This window comes from Rhodococcus sp. KRD175 (genome assembly GCF_017168275.1).
GTDB lineage: Bacteria > Actinomycetota > Actinomycetes > Mycobacteriales > Mycobacteriaceae > Rhodococcoides > Rhodococcoides fascians.
Window position 1 is genome coordinate 248,903 of the sequence record NZ_JABFAQ010000002.1, and the last position, 17,839, is coordinate 266,741.

The following is a 17,839-nucleotide window of genomic DNA, read 5'->3' on the forward strand; positions in this document are numbered from 1 at the left end:
CCGGCTCGAGTGTCGGCCTGTCGAATTCAGGCTGTGTAGGGCGGAGCGAACGGAAAGGCTCCGATCAGATTGTCCTGAATTTCTTTCAGATTCGGGACCGGCCGATATTCGTGCTGTAGCTGCGCGATTCGATCGTGATCTCGCGCAAGGTCCGATGAATGCTGGACAGCTTCTCGGTCGAAAGCAGAGTAATAATCGTCGAATTTGTATCCGTTGCCGCCTATGTCTTGCGGCAGCTTTATCCACGCGTTGGGGATGCCGTACGAGTCAGCGACGATCAAGCCGTGCAGACTCGTCGACATCACGAAGTCACATGCAGTGATGTCGGCGATGACCTTGGCCGGCTTTCTGGACGGGTCGATCAACGTGACGCTCTTGTCTCGCGCAAGCGAGCGCACTACGGGATCCTTCTTGTGCACCCAGTGGTAGACGAGGCCGATCCGGCCGGGTACCCGTGGGGAGCGTGCATAGACTTTGTTCGCCAGCAGCCCGGGGTCCCCGACCGCGACCTCGCGCTCGGACTTGATGCGTCCCAGCGACAGATGTCCGCGAACCGCGTAGAAGTCGAAATCGGGGTAGCTGAAGTCTCGTTCGTGGGCGGCGTCACTGAGCATGAAACCCGAGCCCCAGACCTTGAGACCCTTCCGGGCCTGCATGAGCTGGACCATTTCCAGGGTGGAACCTGCCCCGATCATGTCGCAGCGCTTCGCGCGACGCCAGGAACACTTCTGCCCGAACAATGTTCCGACCAGTCCCGGCGTCAATTCGTCACCGAAATTGGGTGTGACGCCGGTGATTTTCACCTGGCGCCACCAGAAGGTCTTGATCGACGTGGCCACAACCCCAAAGCTACCCTAACGATCGGGTCAAGCAGAGGTAATCTCCGGAGTTCGCGGCTCGGTTTCGACGCATCCTCAGCGCAGGTTCGCCGAGTGCGCGGCGATCCCCGGGATGTCCGGACCGATCAGGATGCAGGCTTGAGCACCAGAGAAATCGAGTTGATGCAGTACCGCTGGTCGGTCGGGGTGGGGTAGCCCTCGCCCTCGAAGACGTGGCCGAGGTGGCTGTGGCAGTTGCGGCAGACGACCTCGACGCGGCGCATACCGAGCGTGGTGTCCTCTTTCAGGATGACGGCGTCGCTGTCGGCCGGGTCGAAGAACGACGGCCAGCCGCAATGCGATTCGAACTTCTCGGTGCTGCGGAACAGTTCGGCTCCGCAGGCGCGGCACTCGTAGATGCCTTCGGTGGTGGTGTCGGTGTATTCGCCGACGCCCGGGCGCTCGGTACCGGCCTGACGCAGAACCGCGTACTCCTCGGGTGTCAGCTTCTCCCGCCACTGCGCGTCGGTGAGCTGGACGGCCGGAGCGGCATTGTTGTCTGTTGCTGAACTCATGCTGACACGCTAATACGATTTGCCGGGTTATGCCGTTTTCGCTGGTGACGCGGTCGGTAACAGGTAGCTGGGCTCGATTCCCTCGTCGAGCCGTCCCTCTGTTCTCGCGGCGAACCAGCGTCCGACGAGCACTCCGAAGATCACGACGATCAGCAGCGCCCAACCGAAGGTGGTGCGGAGATAGTCGAGGGCCCGTCCGGTTTCGATCCACCGTCCGGACAACCAACGATCGGCGTTCATGAACCCGTAGATCGCGAGCCAGGCCGGCCAGTTCCGGAGTAGCGAGTTCCTGAGCACGACCGTCATGAGCAACGGGAACAGCATCATCGAGTAGTACATCTGGCCCAGTGAGCCCAGCAGCCAGTGCGCGGTGAGGATCAGGCCGGAGGTGGTGGCGAAGAAGAACAGTCGATCTTCTCGGCAGTACCGGTAGAGCAACCACAGCGAGACCAACACCATGATGCCCAGGACGGCGCGGATGCCGAGGGTCATGAACTCGGGCACTCCGTAGTAACGGCCGTTGCCGACGACAGCGCTGTTGAAGTAGTCACGCGTCTGCAGCAGGTACGGCAGCGTCCGATCGATGAAATTCATGGGATCGACGGACAACGGCCAGGCGATGGCCATCATCACCACCGGGATGGCGATCGAGGTGATGAACACCTTCCACTGTCTCGTCATCAGGGGGAGCAGCAGCAGTGGTGCGAGCATCGGTTTGATCGCCAGGGTCAAGCCCATCGCGACACCGGCGGACAAATCCTTGCGCTGCAACAGGAATCCGAGAAACGCCACTTCGCCGAGGAGTACGAAACCGTTGAAGTTGGTGAACACCAGTGTGTTCGTCACCGTCTCGCTGACGAAGGCAGCCAGGAGCAGGGCGGGTGCAGCCACCGAGTCCAACCGGAAGCCGAAGATGCGCAGCAGGATGTACAGCGCGACGAGGATGGCCACGGTGCTGGCAAGGATGAACAGCCAGCGAGAGCGCTCCGGGTCGATGATGGCGATGGGGGAGAGCAGCATCGTCGCGCTCGGCTGGTACAGGTAATGAGGATCGACCGAATCGAAGTTCGCGGTGTACACCGGCTGCCGGTTGAGGAACGCGAGAGCTGCGTTGTACACCGGGTTGAAGTCGTTGGTGACATCGCCGTTGACCGCCCTGATCACCACCCGATGCACGACGGTCATGATGGCGATCGGCCAGAGCGCGTACTTGATTACTTCGGCGGTGGTCCGCCCGGTACGCGGCTCCAGAAAGCTAAGTGACACCCGCGAACGGTACCCGAGACGGTCGGTGCGGCCGTTCAGGACACCCCGCGGGGCCCGTGTCTTTCGCGACCCTCCGAGGAGTCGAGTCAGGCCGGACAGACGGTGCCGTCGGTCGGAAGCGTCGTGTCTCGGGCGTAGGTGACAGCAGCACTCTGCAGGCACTGCGACCCGCCGATGCTCGGATGCCCGCTGCCCTGCCAGGCGGCCGACGCGACGGCGGCACCCGTCGCACCGATCAGGCCGGTGACCGAGGACAGGCCGCCGTTGCCGACGATCGGGTCGCCGGCGTTGGACAGCACCAGGACCGGAACGTCCAGCGAGGTGGGCAGTGGGACGGAGGGAGCTGTCGGCCAGGACGAGCACAGCAATGCCGTCAGGGCAGCGTCGGTTCCGTAGATCGGGTAGCGGTCGGCCCACCCCGGTGCCAGGTCGCGGACGCCCTGCGGAGAGGGCCACTGCTGCCCGTCCGTGCAGCGGGCGACGAACTGGCCGTCGGTGCTGTACGCCGCCCGGCCTCGTTCGGCGAGCGCTGCGAGCGCAGTCGTGTCGGAGGCGGCGGCAGCGGAGAGCGTCGAGGACAGATCTCTCGCCCGCGTCGACGCGTCTCCCGCGGTCGAGGCCAAGGCAAAGGTGATCGCGTCGAGAATTTCGTGTGTGGACAGCGGTGCGAACTCGCCGCCGGCGGCGCGCTTCATCAACTCTGCCACTGCGGCCGTCGGGTCACTTCCGAGCGAGCAGTTCAGCGCGACGCAACGCTGTGCGAAGGCAGCGAACGCCGCTTCCTTGCCCTGAGTTCGCTGCTCGGCGAGCGTTGCTTGGTCGGCGTTGACGCCCGTCGGCGAATCGAGGATCAGACGCGCGACGTTGTCGGGAAACTTCGCGGCGTAGGCCATGGCGGTGAGAGAACCGTTTCCCGCTCCGATCAGGCCGATCCGGTCCACGCCCCACAGCTGTCGAAGCCGATCGAGATCGTCCGCGGCGTACCCGGTGCCGAAGGCGAGTTCCTGCGGCTGCAGGGTGTCGGTGCATTCGATGGTGGCGTCTCGTCCGGCGTCGACCGCGCGGTCGACGGAGTCCGAGTCGGATCTGGAGAACTGTCCCAGGGCATCGACGGCAGCCTTGGTAGGCGCCTGGGGGGTGTCGTCGATGCAGTCCACGGCCGTCGAGCGTCCGATGCCGCGGCGATCCACGGCAACGATCGGATGTGCCTCGAGCAGCGTGGCGAGTGGGCCGGCGGCCATCGTGGCCAAGGTTGCGATCGACGAACGATCCGAACCGGACGTGAACACCAGGGGCCCGGCATCGACGGGTGTCCGGTCGAGTTTGGCCCGAAGCGCCCCGACGGCGAAGGTGCCGAACATCTGACCGCTGGCGTCGACATCGGCCTCGTACTCACCGCATTCGAGTGTCAGGCCCGGCGTGGTGGCGGTGAGCCCGAACATTCCGAGGGTGGCCGAGGTGCACTCGGACCAATCGAGGTCGGTGGTCGGAACAGCGAGTGCAGCCGGTTCGGGCGGGGTTTCTGGCGACGACTCGGCGGGCTGACCGGGCGAGCGCTGCTCCACCGCCACTTCGGGACGGATCGACGGGCCGCCTCCACAGGCCGCGCAGACCGTGGCGACGAGGAGTACTGCGGCGAGCAACGAACGTTTCTGCGTCACGGTGCGAGGCTATCTACTTTTGCTTCGCTGCCGCGCCCGCGTCTCTCGTCACGGCCGCACCCAGCGGGTCAACAGCGTGCCGTCGGTGTCGCCGAGCACGAGTGCGCGCTGCATGGAGGTATCGGCGGCGTGTGCGGCATGGGCGATGCGGCCGGCAGGCCCACTGATCAGCTTCGGTGAGATCGTCAGGCACACGTCGTCCGCTGCCCCGTCGGTCACCAGCTGACCGAACAGTCCTGGTCCGCCCTCGCACAGCACTCGACCGAACCCGAGCTGGGACAGAGACTCGACAATGTCGGTGGTCGACACCGATTCGCCGGACACCTCGAGCACCGTCGCCCCGGCCGTCCGGAGTTCGCCTACCGCAGAGCGGTCCGCCGCGGCGGACGTGAGCACCACCGGCATCACCGCTGTGTCCGTCAGTAGGCGAGACCGCGCATCGATGGAGCCGGAGGCGGTGACGACCACGATGGTCGGCACCGATTCCTGACCGTTCGCCTGCCGGCGAGAGATGACATCGGGAGACAGGGCGACCCCGCCGTAGTTCTCTCCGCGCACGGTGCCGGCACCGACGAGCACCGCATCGCACAGCTCACGCAGGATGCCGAACAACCGGGTGTCTGCCGGGGTGCCCAATCCGGCCGAGGCACCGTCGGAGGTGACGGACCCGTCGATACTGGATACGAAATTGGTACGGATCCACGGTCGGCCCACATCGGTCGGGTAGGCATACAGCGATCGCAGACCGTCGTCGTCCACTTCCGTTCCGATGGCGGGGAGCGCTGCGGCGGCCTGCTCCGATGTGAAGTAGGTCCCAATATCGAGAAGCTGCATGAGTCACATGAGACCACGTCGTTACGCTCGATCAATGCCCGCACGCCTTGTCGACCGAAATCCCGTGGTCCCCTCCGATCAGCTGATCGCGCAGATGGTTCCGCCGGCGATGTTCGACGACGTCAGCTTCTCCTCGTACATTCCCGATCCCAAGGAGCCGACGCAGGCCGCTGCAGTCGCGAAAGCCGAGGAATTCGCGAACAAGGTGCAGAAGATTCGCGGCAAGGGCAAGCGCGGACTGTTCGGTAAGAAGACCCCGGCCACCGGTGCGGGGCTCTACCTCGACGGCGGCTTCGGCGTCGGTAAGACCCACTTGCTGGCCTCGATCTATCACAGCGTCCCCGAACCGAAGGCGTTCGGCACGTTCGTGGAGTTGACGCACGTCGTCGGTGCATTGGGCTTCAACAAGGCTCTCGAAGAGCTCTCGAACCACAGTGTTCTGTGCATCGACGAGTTCGAGCTCGACGATCCGGGCGACACGATGTTGGTCTCGCGACTGCTGTCGGAGCTCTCGCAGCGCGGCGTGTCCATCGTGGCGACATCGAACACCCTGCCCGGCCAGCTCGGCGAAGGCCGCTTCGCAGCCGAGGACTTCCTGCGGGAGATCAAGAAGCTCGGTTCGATCTTCGAGTCCGTCCGCGTCGACGGTCCCGATTACCGGCACCGCGATCTGCCGCCGGCCCCGGAGCCGACGTCGGAGGGCGAGCTCATCGAGCGTGCCGACGGTATCGAGGGCGCGACCTTGGACGACTTCGACGACCTGCTGGCGCACCTGAGCACGCTGCACCCGTCGCGCTACGGCAAATTGTTGGACGGTATTCCCGCGGTGTTCCTGAAGAACGTGCACCCGGCTTCCGATCAGGCAATTGCGTTGCGACTGGTCGTCCTCGCCGACCGCCTGTACGACGCGGGTATTCCGGTGACGGCCTCGGGTGGAAAGCTCGACGAGATCTTCACCGAGGAGATGCTCGCGGGTGGTTACCGGAAGAAGTACCTCCGTGCGACGTCCCGTCTGCTCGCACTGTCTCGTTTCGCTGCCGTCGGCTGACCTGCCTCGGTCGAGGCAGGCTCAGAGCTGCACCTGCATGACGTAGTCGTCGTGCGTCCGGTCGCCGACGACGAACGTCTTGGTGCCGGCTGTCTCGAATCCGTGCTTGGCGTAGAACTTCTGGGCGCGGACGTTCTGTTGGTTGACGCCCAGCCACGCCCCTCGGCAGCCATGCCGACGAGCACTGTCCAGCGCCGACGTCATCAGGCGCGCTGCGACTCCGCCGCCGTGTTCGGTGGGTCGGACGTACAGCTTGCTGATCTCTACCGTCGGCTCGTGGGACAGCACCGAGCGGATGCCGGAGTCGGTGGGAGTGCCGAACACCAGCATCGCGTATCCGAGTACCTGTGCCTCGGCCGACTCGTCGAGCAGTACGGTCCTGTTCGGGTCGACGATGTACGCCTCGAAGTGCTTGCCCGACAACACGTTCGAGACGAAAGTCTCGATATCATCGGGTTGCGTTCCCGGTGGGCAGGCCAAGGGGAAGGTCAGTGCGGCCAGCTCGGCGACTCGGTGCGCATCCGCCGGGCCCGCCTCACGAACGCTCACAGCTGATCGACGGCATTCTTCGCGTCCCGCAACGACAGTCCTGTTCGATCGCGCAGCAGCTTGATCGCCGCAATCGCTTTGCCTTCCGATTTGAGTGCCGTCAATCGGGGGAGGAGGTCGTCCCATCGCACGGGACCCGAACTCGCTGCATCGAGAATGGTCGACGGGGGAGGAAACGGTGCTCCGCGTTGCATCGTCTCGATTGCGTTCTTGGCATCGAGCAATCCGGCACCGGTTCGATCACGGAAGACCTTGATGGCCTGAATCTTCTTGTCCGCGGCCAACAATCGGTGAATGTCTGCCCGCGCACCGTCGTCCAGTCCTACCAGCTTCAGGCTCTGGGACGTGGCGCGCGATCTGTCCGGCTTTCGACGCGCGAGGAACCAGGCCGCGAGCACCGCGGTATCGACGAGGACCAGCGCAACGATGAACCATCCCCAGGTCGGCATAACGTCAGTACACCACTTCAGCGTGACGGGTCGAAGAGCGGGACGACGCCCGGCCGATCGGCGGGCGGCGATTCGAACAGTGAGACAGCAGCATCGAGAGTCCGCTGCGCTGCGTCGTACTTCGCCGGTGCGAGATCGTGGCCCGCGCCGTCGATGTCGATCAGCAGTGTGGGAGCGGGAACCAGAGCGAACGCCGCCCCGAGTTCCTCGGTGGTAGCGAACGGATCCCTGGTGCCGTGCAGCACAACAGTGGGGGTACGTAGGTCGGGCAGATGGTGGGTCCGAAGCTTGTCGGGCTTGCCCGGTGGGTGCAGGGGATAGGACGTCAGCACCAGACCGTCCACGAGACCCGGCTGCTCCGACGCGATCATCGATCCCTGCCTGCCGCCGTACGAATGCCCGCCGAACACGACGAACCCGTCGGTTTCGGCACGCAGTCGATCGACGGCCGCGGCGATCCCCATCCGGTCCTCCTCGGAACGGGAGGGATGCGGAGGACCCTTGGCCTTGCGGACTCGGAACGGAAGGTCGAACCGCAACACCGTGAAGCCGGCCGCCGCCCACACCGACGCAATGTTCTGTAGGAGCACCGACCCGCAGTTGCCGCCCGCACCGTGAGTGAGAGCGAGCCCTCCGCGCGACGGGATCGGCGGCGTGTGAAGAAACGCGACGCCCCCGCCGAGTTCGATGTCGGCGGGGGCGTCGGGAACGTCGTGTTCAGCCATCGGTCGAGGACGTTACCTTTTCGTCGCTGCCGGCGTGATCGGTGTCCGTGCTGTCTGTTTCGGAGCTGTCGGATGCATCCTGATCGTCGGCATCCACCATCTCACCGTTGTCGTCGACCATGTCGGCAAAGGCTGTACCCGCGACGGTGCCGTTGGTTCCGGGGAGAGCCACAGTGGGCCGAGCGCCGGGTCGGTATCGGTCATCGAGTCCCTCGACCGATTTCTTCGCTTCTTCGAGTGTGGCGTCGTCGACCTGAGGCTCTTCGCTGTCGGTCGCGTTACCGGGGCCGGCCGTGTCGGTGGGTGTTTCGTCCGTGGGTGCACTGCGAGCATCGTCCGACACGTGAGTGTCCTTCCATCGAAGTGTGTGCGTCGTCTCCACTGTGCACTTCTATGGCGTGAATCACCACCGAGACTGGGTAAGACACAAAAAAGGACCCCCTCGAAAGGGGGTCCTTTGTTCTCACTGTGGTGCGCGATACTGGGATTGAACCAGTGACCTCTTCCGTGTCAGGGAAGCGCTCTCCCGCTGAGCTAATCGCGCATGTCCTCGCATCGGCCTTCGCAACCGATGCACTAGCGAGGTGGAGACGGGAATCGAACCCGTGTGCACGGCTTTGCAGGCCGTTGCCTCACCACTCGGCCACTCCACCATGGGTCGAGACCCTCGAGCGGATGACGGGATTCGAACCCGCGACCCTCACCTTGGCAAGGTGATGCGCTACCACTGCGCCACATCCGCATACCCCGGAGGCAATCACTGCTGGGCAGTTGCTGTCTCCGTGGTGCGGGGAAAACATTAACCCAACGGGAGTGAAACTCACAAATCTCGTGGTCAGCCCCAGAATTCGGGTCTCTGGCGGCTGTGAACCGTGTGAAAGATGGGGTCGGACCGGGTCCGGGGGAGCGAGCTCTGCGCTCGACACGGGCGTCGAATGCGACATGGACGAGCCGGAGCAGGCGATTCGATCCACTGCGACACCTCGTGTTAATGTTTTGCCTCGTTCGGTCCCGTGGCTCAGTGGAAGAGCGTCCGCTTCACACGCGGAAGGTCGCTGGTTCGATCCCAGCCGGGACCACAGACGAAGAAAGCCCGCACCGCTTGTCGGTGCGGGCTTTTTCGTGTTCCGTCCCGGTAATCTGACCCGGTGAGCACCGACGGATCCACGTCCCGCGAGGCGGACGGCAAGACCAGCACAGCGGACTCGAGTGGTCCGGCAGAACAGCTGGCGAAGAAGCATCGACGGTTTCGGTCTCGCATCGCCGAGAACAAGTCGCTCGATCTCGCCTACCGGATCACTGTCGGTGTCGTCGGAGCTCTGGTGTTGGCGTTGGGTGTGCTGGCCATTCCGTACCCCGGCCCCGGCTGGCTGATCGTGTTCGCAGGACTGGGCATCCTGGCCTCGGAGTTCGAGTGGGCCAAGGGCGCGCTGCGCTTCGTCCGCAAGAGGTACGACGCGTTCATGGCCTGGTTCTCGAAGCAGTCGATCGTCGTCAAGGGACTCGGCGTGTTGTTCACGACGGTCGTCGTGCTCGCAACACTGTGGCTTCTGGGCACTTTCGCGCTGGTCGGAGGTTGGTTCGGCCTCGACTGGACCTGGCTCGAGAGTCCCTTGTGACGCACGCGCCGCGCTGAGGGTCGCGCGGTGGCCCGTTGCCGATAGGCTGTCGGAGGCCTTCCTGGCCAGATGAACCGATCGAGGAGTACATCGCTGTGAGCATGCCCGTTGTCGCCGCCGTCTCGCCCGCCCGCATCTCGGTGCAGGCAGGAACGACCGCAGGTACGGCGCTACGCGACACCGGCCTGCCGAACAAGGGTCCCGACGCGATCGTCGTCGTGCGAGATCCGGAGGGCAAGCTCCGTGACCTGTCGTGGGCTCCAGACTCCGATACCGAGGTCGAGCCGGTCCCGGCGAACACCGAGGACGGGCGAAGCGTCATCAGGCACTCGGCTGCGCACGTTCTCGCTCAGGCCGTCCAGGAACTCTTCCCCGATGCCAAGCTGGGCATCGGCCCGTTCATCAAGGACGGCTTCTACTACGACTTCGACGTGAAGCAGCCGTTCACCCCAGAGGATCTGACTGCGCTCGAGAAGAAGATGAAGCAGATCGTCAAGGCCGGGCAGCGGTTCTCGCGTCGGGTGTACGAATCGGTCGATCAGGCCCGTGAAGAGTTGGCGAACGAGCCCTACAAACTCGAACTGATCGACGACAAGTCCGGGATCGACGATCCCGAGGTCATGGAAGTCGGCGGGGGAGAGCTCACCGCGTACGACAACCTCAATCCTCGTACCGGTGAACGCATCTGGGGCGATCTGTGCCGCGGCCCGCACATCCCCACCACCAAGTACGTGCCGGCGTTCAAGCTCACCCGCAGCTCGGCTGCGTACTGGCGCGGCAATCAGGACAACGCCGATCTGCAACGCATCTACGGCACCGCGTGGGAGTCCACCGAGGCGCTCGATGCGCATCTCGAGTTGCTCGCCGAAGCCGAACGTCGTGATCACCGCAAGCTCGGTTCCGAGTTGGACCTGTTCAGCTTTCCCGACGAACTGGGTTCCGGTCTTCCGGTGTTCCACCCCAAGGGCGGCGTGATCCGCAACGAACTCGAGAACTACTCACGTCAGCGCCACATCGAAGAGGGCTACGAGTTCGTCAACACCCCGCACATCACCAAGGGCCATCTGTACGAGGTGTCCGGTCACCTCGATTGGTACCGGGACGGCATGTTCCCGGCGATGCACCTGGATGCCGAACTCGACGAGAACGGCGACGTGCGCAAGCCCGGCCAGGATTACTACCTCAAGCCGATGAACTGCCCGATGCACAATCTGATCTTCCGCTCCCGCGGCCGCTCGTACCGTGAACTGCCGCTGCGCTTGTTCGAGTTCGGCTCGGTTTATCGCTACGAGAAGTCCGGCGTCATCCACGGTCTGACCCGAGTGCGCGGCATGACCCAGGACGACGCGCACATCTTCTGCACTCGCGAACAGATGCGCGGCGAGCTCACCAGCACCCTCGAATTCGTTCTCGGGCTGCTCAAGGACTACGGACTCGACGACTTCTACCTCGAACTGTCGACTCGTAATCCGGAGAAGTCCGTCGGCAGCGACGAGGTCTGGGAAGAGGCCACCAACACCCTCGCCGAGGTGGCCGCGGCGTCGGGTCTCGATCTGGTGCCCGACCCGGGCGGTGCCGCGTTCTACGGTCCGAAGATCTCGGTGCAGGCGAAGGATGCGCTCGGCCGCACCTGGCAGATGTCGACCATTCAGCTCGACTTCAACCTGCCCGAGCGTTTCGAGCTCGAGTACACCGGTTCCGGCGGTACCAAGGAGCGCCCGGTGATGATTCACCGTGCCCTGTTCGGATCCATCGAGCGGTTCTTCGGTGTGCTGACCGAGCACTACGCCGGTGCTTTCCCGGCCTGGCTGGCGCCCGTACAGGTCGTCGGAATTCCGGTGGCCGAGGTGCATCAGGACCACCTCTTCGCGGTGGTGAAGGAGTTGAAGAAGCGCGGAGTCAGGGCCGAGGTCGATGCGAGCGACGACCGGATGCAGAAGAAGATCTTCAATCAGACAGCGCAGAAGGTCCCGTTCATGCTGCTGGCCGGCGAGCGCGACGTCGAAGCAGGTGCCGTCAGCTTCCGATTCCGGGACGGCACTCAGGTCAACGGGGTTCCGGTGGCGGAGGCCGTGACCGTGATCACCGAGTGGATCGCCGCACGCAACAACGCATCACCGACCGCCGAACTCGTGCAGACCAGTACCGCCGGAGTGAGCTGACATGGAAGAACACGACGAGTCGATCGTCGCCACCGGTGCCGGTGAACCGGATCGGCTGCAGCGATTGTGGACCCCGCATCGGATGTCGTACATCGCCGAGGCCCCACAGGGTTCGGCGCAGGGTTCGGCGAAGTCGACCGAGCCGTTCTCCGACATCCCGAAGATGACGGACGAGGACGGACTGGTCGTCGCGCGCGGCGAATCGGTGTATGCCGTGCTCAATCTGTACCCGTACAATCCCGGCCACACGATGATCGTGCCGTACCGACGCGTCGCGGCGCTCGAGGATCTCACCCCCGCCGAGAGTTCGGAGCTGATGGCGTTCACGCAGAAGATGATTCGCGTGATCAAGCGAGTGTCGAGCCCGCACGGTTTCAATGTCGGCCTCAACCTCGGGGCGGCTGCAGGCGGTTCGCTGGCCGAGCACCTGCACCAGCACATCGTGCCGCGGTGGGGTGGTGACGCCAACTTCATCACGGTAATCGGCGGCGCCAAGGTGATGCCGCAACTGCTCCGCGACACTCGGGCCCTGCTTGCCTCGGCCTGGAACGAATGAATCACCGGCACGGGGAGCGTGCGGCGTGCTGAGCATCTTCGGCCGTGCGCCGGTCTCGAAGTTGACGGCCCCGTTGGGCCGCGCGCTCAACAGCACCGGCCTGACTCCGGACTCGGTGACCGTCATCGGCACGGTCGTCACCGTGACCGCTGCGGTGACGATGTTCCCTGCCGGCTACCTGTGGTGGGGCTCGATCGTCATCACCCTGTTCGTTCTGTTCGACATGCTCGACGGCGCGATGGCTCGCGCACGCGGAGGCGGCACCAAGTACGGTGCCGTTCTCGACGCGACGTGCGACCGCGTTGCGGACGGTGCGATCTTCGGCGGCTTGGCCTGGTGGGCCGTGTATTCCGAGAACGACAAGCTACTGCTCGTTGCCACTCTCGTCTGCCTGGTCACCTCGCAGGTCATCTCGTACGCCAAAGCGCGCGCCGAGGCCAGCGGCCTGTCCGCGGACGGTGGTTGGATCGAACGACCCGACCGCCTCGTCATCGTTCTGGTCGGGGCCGGGCTCACCGGTGTCGGAAGACATTTCGACATACCGTGGCTGGACAGTCTCATCTATCCCGCAATGTGGATTCTTGCCGCGCTGAGCATCGTGACCGTGTTCCAACGAGTGCTCGCCGTCCGCGGATCCGAGGGTGCCCGCGACATTATCGTGCCGCCGGCTCCATCGGTCTCCGACGACGGCGGTGTGGAGCCGACATGAATCTGTCGGAACGCGCGTCCGACGCCGGGTACGCCGCGGGGTGGCGTCTCGTCCGGTCGTTACCCGAGGGTGTCGCCCGTCGGTTGTTCGACCGCGGTGCCGACTTCGCCTCGTCCCGTAACGGCGGCCCGGATCAGCTGCGCCGCAATCTCGCTCGGGTGCTGGGGACCACGGCGGAGCAGGTCCCGGATGACCTGATCCGAGAGAGTGTTCGCTCCTACGCCCGGTACTGGCGTGAGGCATTCCGGCTGCCGTCGATGGACCTGGCCGCTCAGGCGGCCGTCATCGATCGATGCGTGTACGGCAAGGAACATCTCGAAGCGGCGCTCGGTGCCGGCAAGGGAGTGGTGCTCGCACTACCGCACAGCGGCAACTGGGACATGGCCGGAATGTGGTTGGTACGGACGCACGGTGGCCTCTCGACCGTGGCCGAGAGGTTGAAGCCGGAGTCGCTGTACCAACGCTTCGTGGCGTATCGCGAGAGCCTGGGATTCGAGATCTTTCCGCTCAGCGGCGGCGAGCAACCGCCCCTGCTCGCGTTGTCCGACAGACTGCGCCAGAACAAGGTGGTCTGCCTGCTCGGCGAACGAGACCTGGCCAAGCACGGAGTACCGGTGACCTTCTTCGGGGAACCGACACGAATGCCGGCAGGTGCGGCCAAGCTCGCCATCGACACCGGTGCCACGCTGCTCCCGGTACACGGCTACTTCGACGGCGACGGTTGGGGATTCGACATCTCGCCCGCGGTGGACGTCTCGCAGGGAGTAGCCGCTGCGACTCAGACGGTTGCGGATCATTTCGCCGCCGGAATCCGCGCTCATCCCGCCGATTGGCACATGCTGCAGCCGCTGTGGATGAGCGACTGGTCGGCAGAGCGCCGGGCCCGAATCGAGGGCACATGAGAATCGGCATGGTGTGCCCGTACTCGTTCGACGTGCCGGGCGGAGTGCAGGCCCACGTCCAGCAGTTGGCCGAGGTCTTCATCGAGCGCGGTCACCGGGTCAGCGTTCTGGCTCCCGCCTCGGACGGCGTCGAGCTCCCCGAATTCGTGGTGTCGGCCGGAGAAGCCTTGGCCATTCCGTACAACGGGTCGGTCGCCCGGCTGCGATTCGGCCCGGTGACGTACTCACGGATCCGAAAGTGGATCTCGGAGAACGACTTCGACGTGCTGCACATTCACGAGCCCAATGCGCCGAGTCTGTCGATGCTCGCACTCAAGGCCGCGGACGGCCCGATCGTGGCCACGTTCCACACATCCACCACCAAGTCTCTCGTGCTCAGCACGTTCCAGGGCGTGCTGCGGCCCTATCACGAGAAGATCAGCGGTCGGATCGCCGTGTCCGAGTTGGCGCGGCGATGGCAGGTCGAGGCGCTCGGGTCCGATGCGGTCGAAATTCCGAACGGAGTCGACGTGCCGGCGTTCGCCGACGCAGACGTGCTCGACGGCTATCCGCGTCCGGGCCGGACAGTGCTGTTCCTGGGCCGCTTCGACGAACCGCGCAAGGGAATGGCCGTGCTGCTGGGCGCGCTACCGGCCCTCGTCGAATCTCACCCCGACATCGAAATTCTCATCGTCGGCAGGGGCGACGAGGACAAGCTTCGCAAGGAAGCAGGCGCGCTGGCCTCGCATCTGACCTTCCTCGGCCAGGTGGACGACGCCACGAAGGCTTCCGCGATGCGTAGCGCCGACGTGTATTGCGCCCCCAACCTCGGCGGCGAAAGCTTCGGCATCGTTCTGGTGGAGGCGATGGCAGCCGGAACCCCCGTGGTGGCAAGCGAACTGGACGCGTTCCGTCGGGTCCTACGCGACGGCGCATGTGGCCTGCTGGTTCCGATCGACGATTCTGCGGCACTCGCGGCAGCGGTCACCTCCATTCTGTCCGACGACGCCGTCCGCGAGCGTCTCGTCGACGCCGCCTCGGCGGCCGTGTCCACGTACGACTGGCCTGTCGTCGCCGAACAGATCCTGCGCGTGTACGAGACGGTCACCCTCGGCGGACAGAAAGTGCGAGCCGCGAGCTGATGACACTGTCTGCCGTCACCATCCTGGTACTCGGACTGATCGCGGTTCTGATCCTCGTCGTCGGGCTGTGGGCCTACGGAACCGCCAACCGACTCGATCGGCTCCACGTTCGCACAGACCTCGCCTGGCAGGCCCTCGATGCTGCACTCGCGCGCCGAGCCGTCGTCGCGCGAGCCGTGTCGGCCGCCACCCGGGGCTCGGTGTCGTCGAGCAAAGAGCTTGCTGCACTGGCAGATCGAGCCGAACGCGCCGACCGGTCGCAGCGGGAGGAAGCGGAGAACGCGGTGTCCATGGCACTCGCCGTTGTCGAACCGGCCGCACTGCCACCGCAGCTGGTCGCCGAACTCGCCGACGCCGAAGCACGCGTATTGATCGCACGACGCTTCCACAACGACGCCGTCCGAGACACCCTCGCTCTACGGGTACGCCGTCCGGTCCGGTGGCTGCATCTCGGCGGCACCGCCGCCCTGCCGTCGTACTTCGAGATCGCGGAGCGCTCGGCCGCGGCAACGTTCGGTAGTGAGACTCGGGCGACGCCGCGTACCTCTGCGCGGGTGGTGTTGCTCGACGAGCGTGGCCGTGTCCTGCTCCTGCGTGGACACGACCCCACGGTGCCCGAGACGTTCTTCTGGTTCACCATCGGAGGTGCGGTCGAAAAGGGGGAGTCCCTTCGCGAGGCAGCGGTACGCGAAGTGCACGAGGAGACCGGCCTGACCGTCGACGCGTCCGACCTGCGCGGACCGCTGTGGCGTCGAGTTGCGACCTTCCCGTTCAACGGAACGTTGATCCGGTCCGAGGAACTGTTCTTCGCGCATCGGACGCAGGAGTTCGAGCCCGAGAGTGCCGGGTTCACGGACTTCGAGCGACGAACCGTCACCGGGCATCGCTGGTGTACCGAGGCAGACATCCGGGCGCTGAGTGCGGTCGGCGAAAACGTGTATCCACAGGATCTGGCCGAACTTCTCGACGAGGTCAACGTAGCGCTCGCGCGACGCGGCGACCCGGACGTCAGGGCCATCCGCTGACAATCTGGACCTTTCCGACCAGTCCAGCAATCGTCAAGTGGTTATGGGAAACGACGCGGTAGCGGCCTACAGTTCTGGGCGCGTCGCCGCGCCGGCCCGCCCCTTCGCGGGCAGGGCAGCGGCTCTGCGCGAAGATCCGGACTGCCGAGAACACAGGAGTTGGCTTGAGTACCCCACACGCCCCCAATTCGCCCGCTGCTTCCACTGGATCCGCTGACGGCGGGTCCAACGAGAACGGAATCGGCACCGCTCGCGTCAAGCGCGGTATGGCCGAGATGCTCAAGGGCGGCGTCATCATGGACGTGGTCACCGCAGACCAGGCGAAGATCGCCGAGGATGCCGGTGCCGTTGCCGTCATGGCGCTCGAGCGCGTTCCCGCCGACATCCGCGCGCAGGGCGGGGTGTCGCGGATGAGCGATCCGGACATGATCGACAGCATCATCTCCTCGGTCAGCATTCCGGTGATGGCCAAGGCCCGCATCGGGCACTTCGTCGAGGCGCAGATCCTGCAGAGCCTGGGTGTCGACTACATCGACGAGTCCGAGGTCCTCACCCCGGCCGACTACGCCAATCACATCGACAAGTGGAATTTCACCGTTCCGTTCGTGTGTGGTGCCACCAACCTGGGTGAAGCACTGCGTCGAATCACCGAGGGCGCAGCCATGATTCGCTCCAAGGGCGAGGCCGGCACCGGCGACGTCTCGAACGCGACGACCCACATGCGCAAGATTCGCGACGAGATTCGTCGTCTCACATCACTTCCCGAAGACGAGCTCTACGTCGCGGCGAAGGAATTGCAGGCTCCGTACGATCTCGTCGTCGAAATCGCCCGTGCCGGAAAGCTGCCCGTCACGTTGTTCACCGCCGGCGGTATCGCCACCCCGGCCGACGCAGCGATGATGATGCAACTCGGTGCCGAGGGAGTGTTCGTCGGATCGGGAATCTTCAAGTCCGGCAACCCGAAAGAACGTGCCGAGGCAATCGTCAAGGCCACTACCTTCTTCGACGACCCGGATGTCCTCGCCAAGGTCTCCCGTGGACTCGGCGAGGCGATGGTCGGCATCAACGTCGACGACCTGCCCGTCGCACACCGTCTCGCCGAGCGCGGTTGGTGACCGTCCTCTTCCGGTTGCGTAGCTACTGACTGCGTTCCAGTGCCGGGCGGTCCGGATGGTCCCACCGGACCGCGAAGTCCGGCCGCTCGGCGTACTCGTCGATCGAGTCGTAGTACTCGAGCAGTGCCGTGCAGGTCCATTGGTCGGCTGTGTCGGTTCTCCGACGCAGCGCACCCTCGGACAACCGCAACTGCACTCGAAGATCGACGTCCAGTCCTCGGCCCAGCAGCATCGGACCGGCAATCAGGACTATGTGATTCGGCGCGGCCTCGACGGTACGAGCGCGGGCGGATCGATCGGTTGCCTCATCCCACAGACGCGGCAGATAGTGACCTCGGCCACCGGCACGCAGTGGCGCGATGACCTCGCGTATCACGGCATCGTAGTCGAACCACACAGTGCGGTAGCTCAATTCGTCCGTTCGCGAATACTCGAATCGAATGGACGCCGGCCGGACGTAATCGTGCAGGTCGACGACGTCGGCACGCCTGCCCTGTGCGCGGGCGTGTTCGGCTGTGCGAGAGGCGAAGTCGACCGGCTTCGCGGCGTCGGCACCGTCGACGACAACGATCGTTCGCGACCCGGCGGGGCACGCATCGACGATCGACTTGGTCAGAAGATCGGGAAATATCGGTATCGGTTGACCCACACCGACCATCTTGCCTGGTCCACTCATTGTTAGCCTGAGCCGTTGTCACAGAAAGG

Annotated in this window: 19 protein-coding genes and 4 tRNA genes; 10 read left to right on the forward strand and 13 right to left on the reverse strand. The window is 64.8% G+C overall.

The window, feature by feature from the left end:
* Window positions 1–26: 26 nt before the first annotated feature.
* The 5 genes from J1M81_RS01820 to J1M81_RS01840 form a co-directional block, all read right to left on the reverse strand.
* Window positions 27–839 (reverse strand): polysaccharide pyruvyl transferase family protein, encoded by an 813-nt coding sequence (locus J1M81_RS01820; RefSeq protein ID WP_048318397.1) that lies wholly within the window; start codon window positions 837–839, stop codon window positions 27–29.
* A 125-nt stretch (window positions 840–964) separates the two neighbouring features.
* Window positions 965–1,393: a peptide-methionine (R)-S-oxide reductase MsrB gene (msrB, locus tag J1M81_RS01825; RefSeq protein ID WP_027496925.1), complete on the reverse strand. Its 429-nt coding sequence runs from the start codon at window positions 1,391–1,393 to the stop codon at window positions 965–967.
* A gap of 27 nt (window positions 1,394–1,420) precedes the next feature.
* The gene (locus J1M81_RS01830; RefSeq protein WP_241257626.1) at window positions 1,421–2,698 is read right to left on the reverse strand and encodes a glycosyltransferase family 87 protein; all 1,278 of its coding nucleotides are present in this window, start codon (window positions 2,696–2,698) and stop codon (window positions 1,421–1,423) included.
* Between the two features lie 47 nt (window positions 2,699–2,745).
* Window positions 2,746–4,320, reverse strand: a complete 1,575-nt coding sequence (locus J1M81_RS01835) for an alpha/beta fold hydrolase (RefSeq protein ID WP_206497509.1) — start codon at window positions 4,318–4,320, stop codon at window positions 2,746–2,748.
* A gap of 48 nt (window positions 4,321–4,368) precedes the next feature.
* The gene (locus J1M81_RS01840) at window positions 4,369–5,154 is read right to left on the reverse strand and encodes a pyrimidine reductase family protein (RefSeq protein ID WP_206497510.1); all 786 of its coding nucleotides are present in this window, start codon (window positions 5,152–5,154) and stop codon (window positions 4,369–4,371) included.
* A 34-nt stretch (window positions 5,155–5,188) separates the two neighbouring features.
* Between J1M81_RS01840 and zapE the strand changes: the two genes are divergently transcribed.
* Window positions 5,189–6,202 (forward strand): cell division protein ZapE, encoded by a 1,014-nt coding sequence (gene zapE / locus J1M81_RS01845; protein ID WP_027496929.1) that lies wholly within the window; start codon window positions 5,189–5,191, stop codon window positions 6,200–6,202.
* 21 nt (window positions 6,203–6,223) lie between these two features.
* On the opposite strand, the gene J1M81_RS01850 is transcribed toward zapE, so the two are convergent.
* The 7 genes from J1M81_RS01850 to J1M81_RS01875 all read right to left on the reverse strand — a co-directional run bounded on the left by J1M81_RS01850 (window position 6,224) and on the right by J1M81_RS01875 (window position 8,667).
* Window positions 6,224–6,751 carry a GNAT family N-acetyltransferase gene (locus tag J1M81_RS01850; protein WP_283348084.1) on the reverse strand — a complete coding sequence of 176 codons (528 nt, stop codon included), beginning with the start codon at window positions 6,749–6,751 and terminating at the stop codon, window positions 6,224–6,226.
* Window positions 6,748–7,200, reverse strand: a complete 453-nt coding sequence (locus J1M81_RS26120) for a hypothetical protein (protein ID WP_241257585.1) — start codon at window positions 7,198–7,200, stop codon at window positions 6,748–6,750. The genes J1M81_RS01850 and J1M81_RS26120 overlap by 4 nt, the downstream gene beginning before the upstream one ends.
* A gap of 17 nt (window positions 7,201–7,217) precedes the next feature.
* On the reverse strand, window positions 7,218–7,925 hold the full coding sequence (locus tag J1M81_RS01855) for an alpha/beta family hydrolase (protein WP_032372509.1): 708 nt from the start codon (window positions 7,923–7,925) through the stop codon (window positions 7,218–7,220).
* Window positions 7,918–8,268, reverse strand: coding sequence for a hypothetical protein (locus J1M81_RS01860; protein WP_032370466.1), 351 nt, complete (start codon window positions 8,266–8,268; stop codon window positions 7,918–7,920). Before J1M81_RS01860 ends, J1M81_RS01855 begins: the two co-directional genes overlap by 8 nt.
* Before the next feature lie 126 nt (window positions 8,269–8,394).
* Window positions 8,395–8,469 (reverse strand) — tRNA-Val (locus tag J1M81_RS01865).
* A 38-nt stretch (window positions 8,470–8,507) separates the two neighbouring features.
* Window positions 8,508–8,578: transfer RNA gene (locus J1M81_RS01870), tRNA-Cys, on the reverse strand.
* A gap of 17 nt (window positions 8,579–8,595) precedes the next feature.
* Window positions 8,596–8,667: transfer RNA gene (locus tag J1M81_RS01875), tRNA-Gly, on the reverse strand.
* A 265-nt stretch (window positions 8,668–8,932) separates the two neighbouring features.
* Between J1M81_RS01875 and J1M81_RS01880 the strand changes: the two genes are divergently transcribed.
* The 9 genes from J1M81_RS01880 to pdxS all read left to right on the forward strand — a co-directional run bounded on the left by J1M81_RS01880 (window position 8,933) and on the right by pdxS (window position 17,134).
* Window positions 8,933–9,004 (forward strand) — tRNA-Val (locus tag J1M81_RS01880).
* Window positions 9,005–9,151: 147 nt separating this feature from the next.
* Window positions 9,152–9,544 (forward strand): TIGR02611 family protein, encoded by a 393-nt coding sequence (locus J1M81_RS01885; protein ID WP_094621941.1) that lies wholly within the window; start codon window positions 9,152–9,154, stop codon window positions 9,542–9,544.
* Between the two features lie 101 nt (window positions 9,545–9,645).
* Window positions 9,646–11,706 carry a threonine--tRNA ligase gene (gene thrS / locus J1M81_RS01890; RefSeq protein WP_032388436.1) on the forward strand — a complete coding sequence of 687 codons (2,061 nt, stop codon included), beginning with the start codon at window positions 9,646–9,648 and terminating at the stop codon, window positions 11,704–11,706.
* A 1-nt stretch (window position 11,707) separates the two neighbouring features.
* The gene (locus tag J1M81_RS01895) at window positions 11,708–12,262 is read left to right on the forward strand and encodes an HIT domain-containing protein (RefSeq protein WP_032400793.1); all 555 of its coding nucleotides are present in this window, start codon (window positions 11,708–11,710) and stop codon (window positions 12,260–12,262) included.
* Between the two features lie 25 nt (window positions 12,263–12,287).
* The gene (pgsA, locus tag J1M81_RS01900) at window positions 12,288–12,971 is read left to right on the forward strand and encodes a phosphatidylinositol phosphate synthase (protein ID WP_032400792.1); all 684 of its coding nucleotides are present in this window, start codon (window positions 12,288–12,290) and stop codon (window positions 12,969–12,971) included.
* Window positions 12,968–13,873: a phosphatidylinositol mannoside acyltransferase gene (locus J1M81_RS01905; RefSeq protein WP_032372505.1), complete on the forward strand. Its 906-nt coding sequence runs from the start codon at window positions 12,968–12,970 to the stop codon at window positions 13,871–13,873. The genes pgsA and J1M81_RS01905 overlap by 4 nt, the downstream gene beginning before the upstream one ends.
* Window positions 13,870–14,994: a glycosyltransferase family 4 protein gene (locus J1M81_RS01910; protein WP_027496938.1), complete on the forward strand. Its 1,125-nt coding sequence runs from the start codon at window positions 13,870–13,872 to the stop codon at window positions 14,992–14,994. Before J1M81_RS01905 ends, J1M81_RS01910 begins: the two co-directional genes overlap by 4 nt.
* Window positions 14,994–16,019, forward strand: coding sequence for an NUDIX domain-containing protein (locus J1M81_RS01915; RefSeq protein ID WP_032365079.1), 1,026 nt, complete (start codon window positions 14,994–14,996; stop codon window positions 16,017–16,019). The genes J1M81_RS01910 and J1M81_RS01915 overlap by 1 nt, the downstream gene beginning before the upstream one ends.
* 239 nt (window positions 16,020–16,258) lie before the next feature.
* Entirely contained in the window at window positions 16,259–17,134 is an 876-nt protein-coding gene (gene pdxS, locus J1M81_RS01920) for a pyridoxal 5'-phosphate synthase lyase subunit PdxS (RefSeq protein WP_094652899.1), read from the forward strand.
* 22 nt (window positions 17,135–17,156) lie between these two features.
* Here the strand turns inward: pdxS and J1M81_RS01925 are convergent, their stop codons facing one another.
* A complete protein-coding gene (locus tag J1M81_RS01925; RefSeq protein WP_241257586.1) occupies window positions 17,157–17,810 on the reverse strand; it encodes a hypothetical protein in 654 nt (217 codons plus the stop codon).
* Window positions 17,811–17,839: the final 29 nt, after the last annotated feature.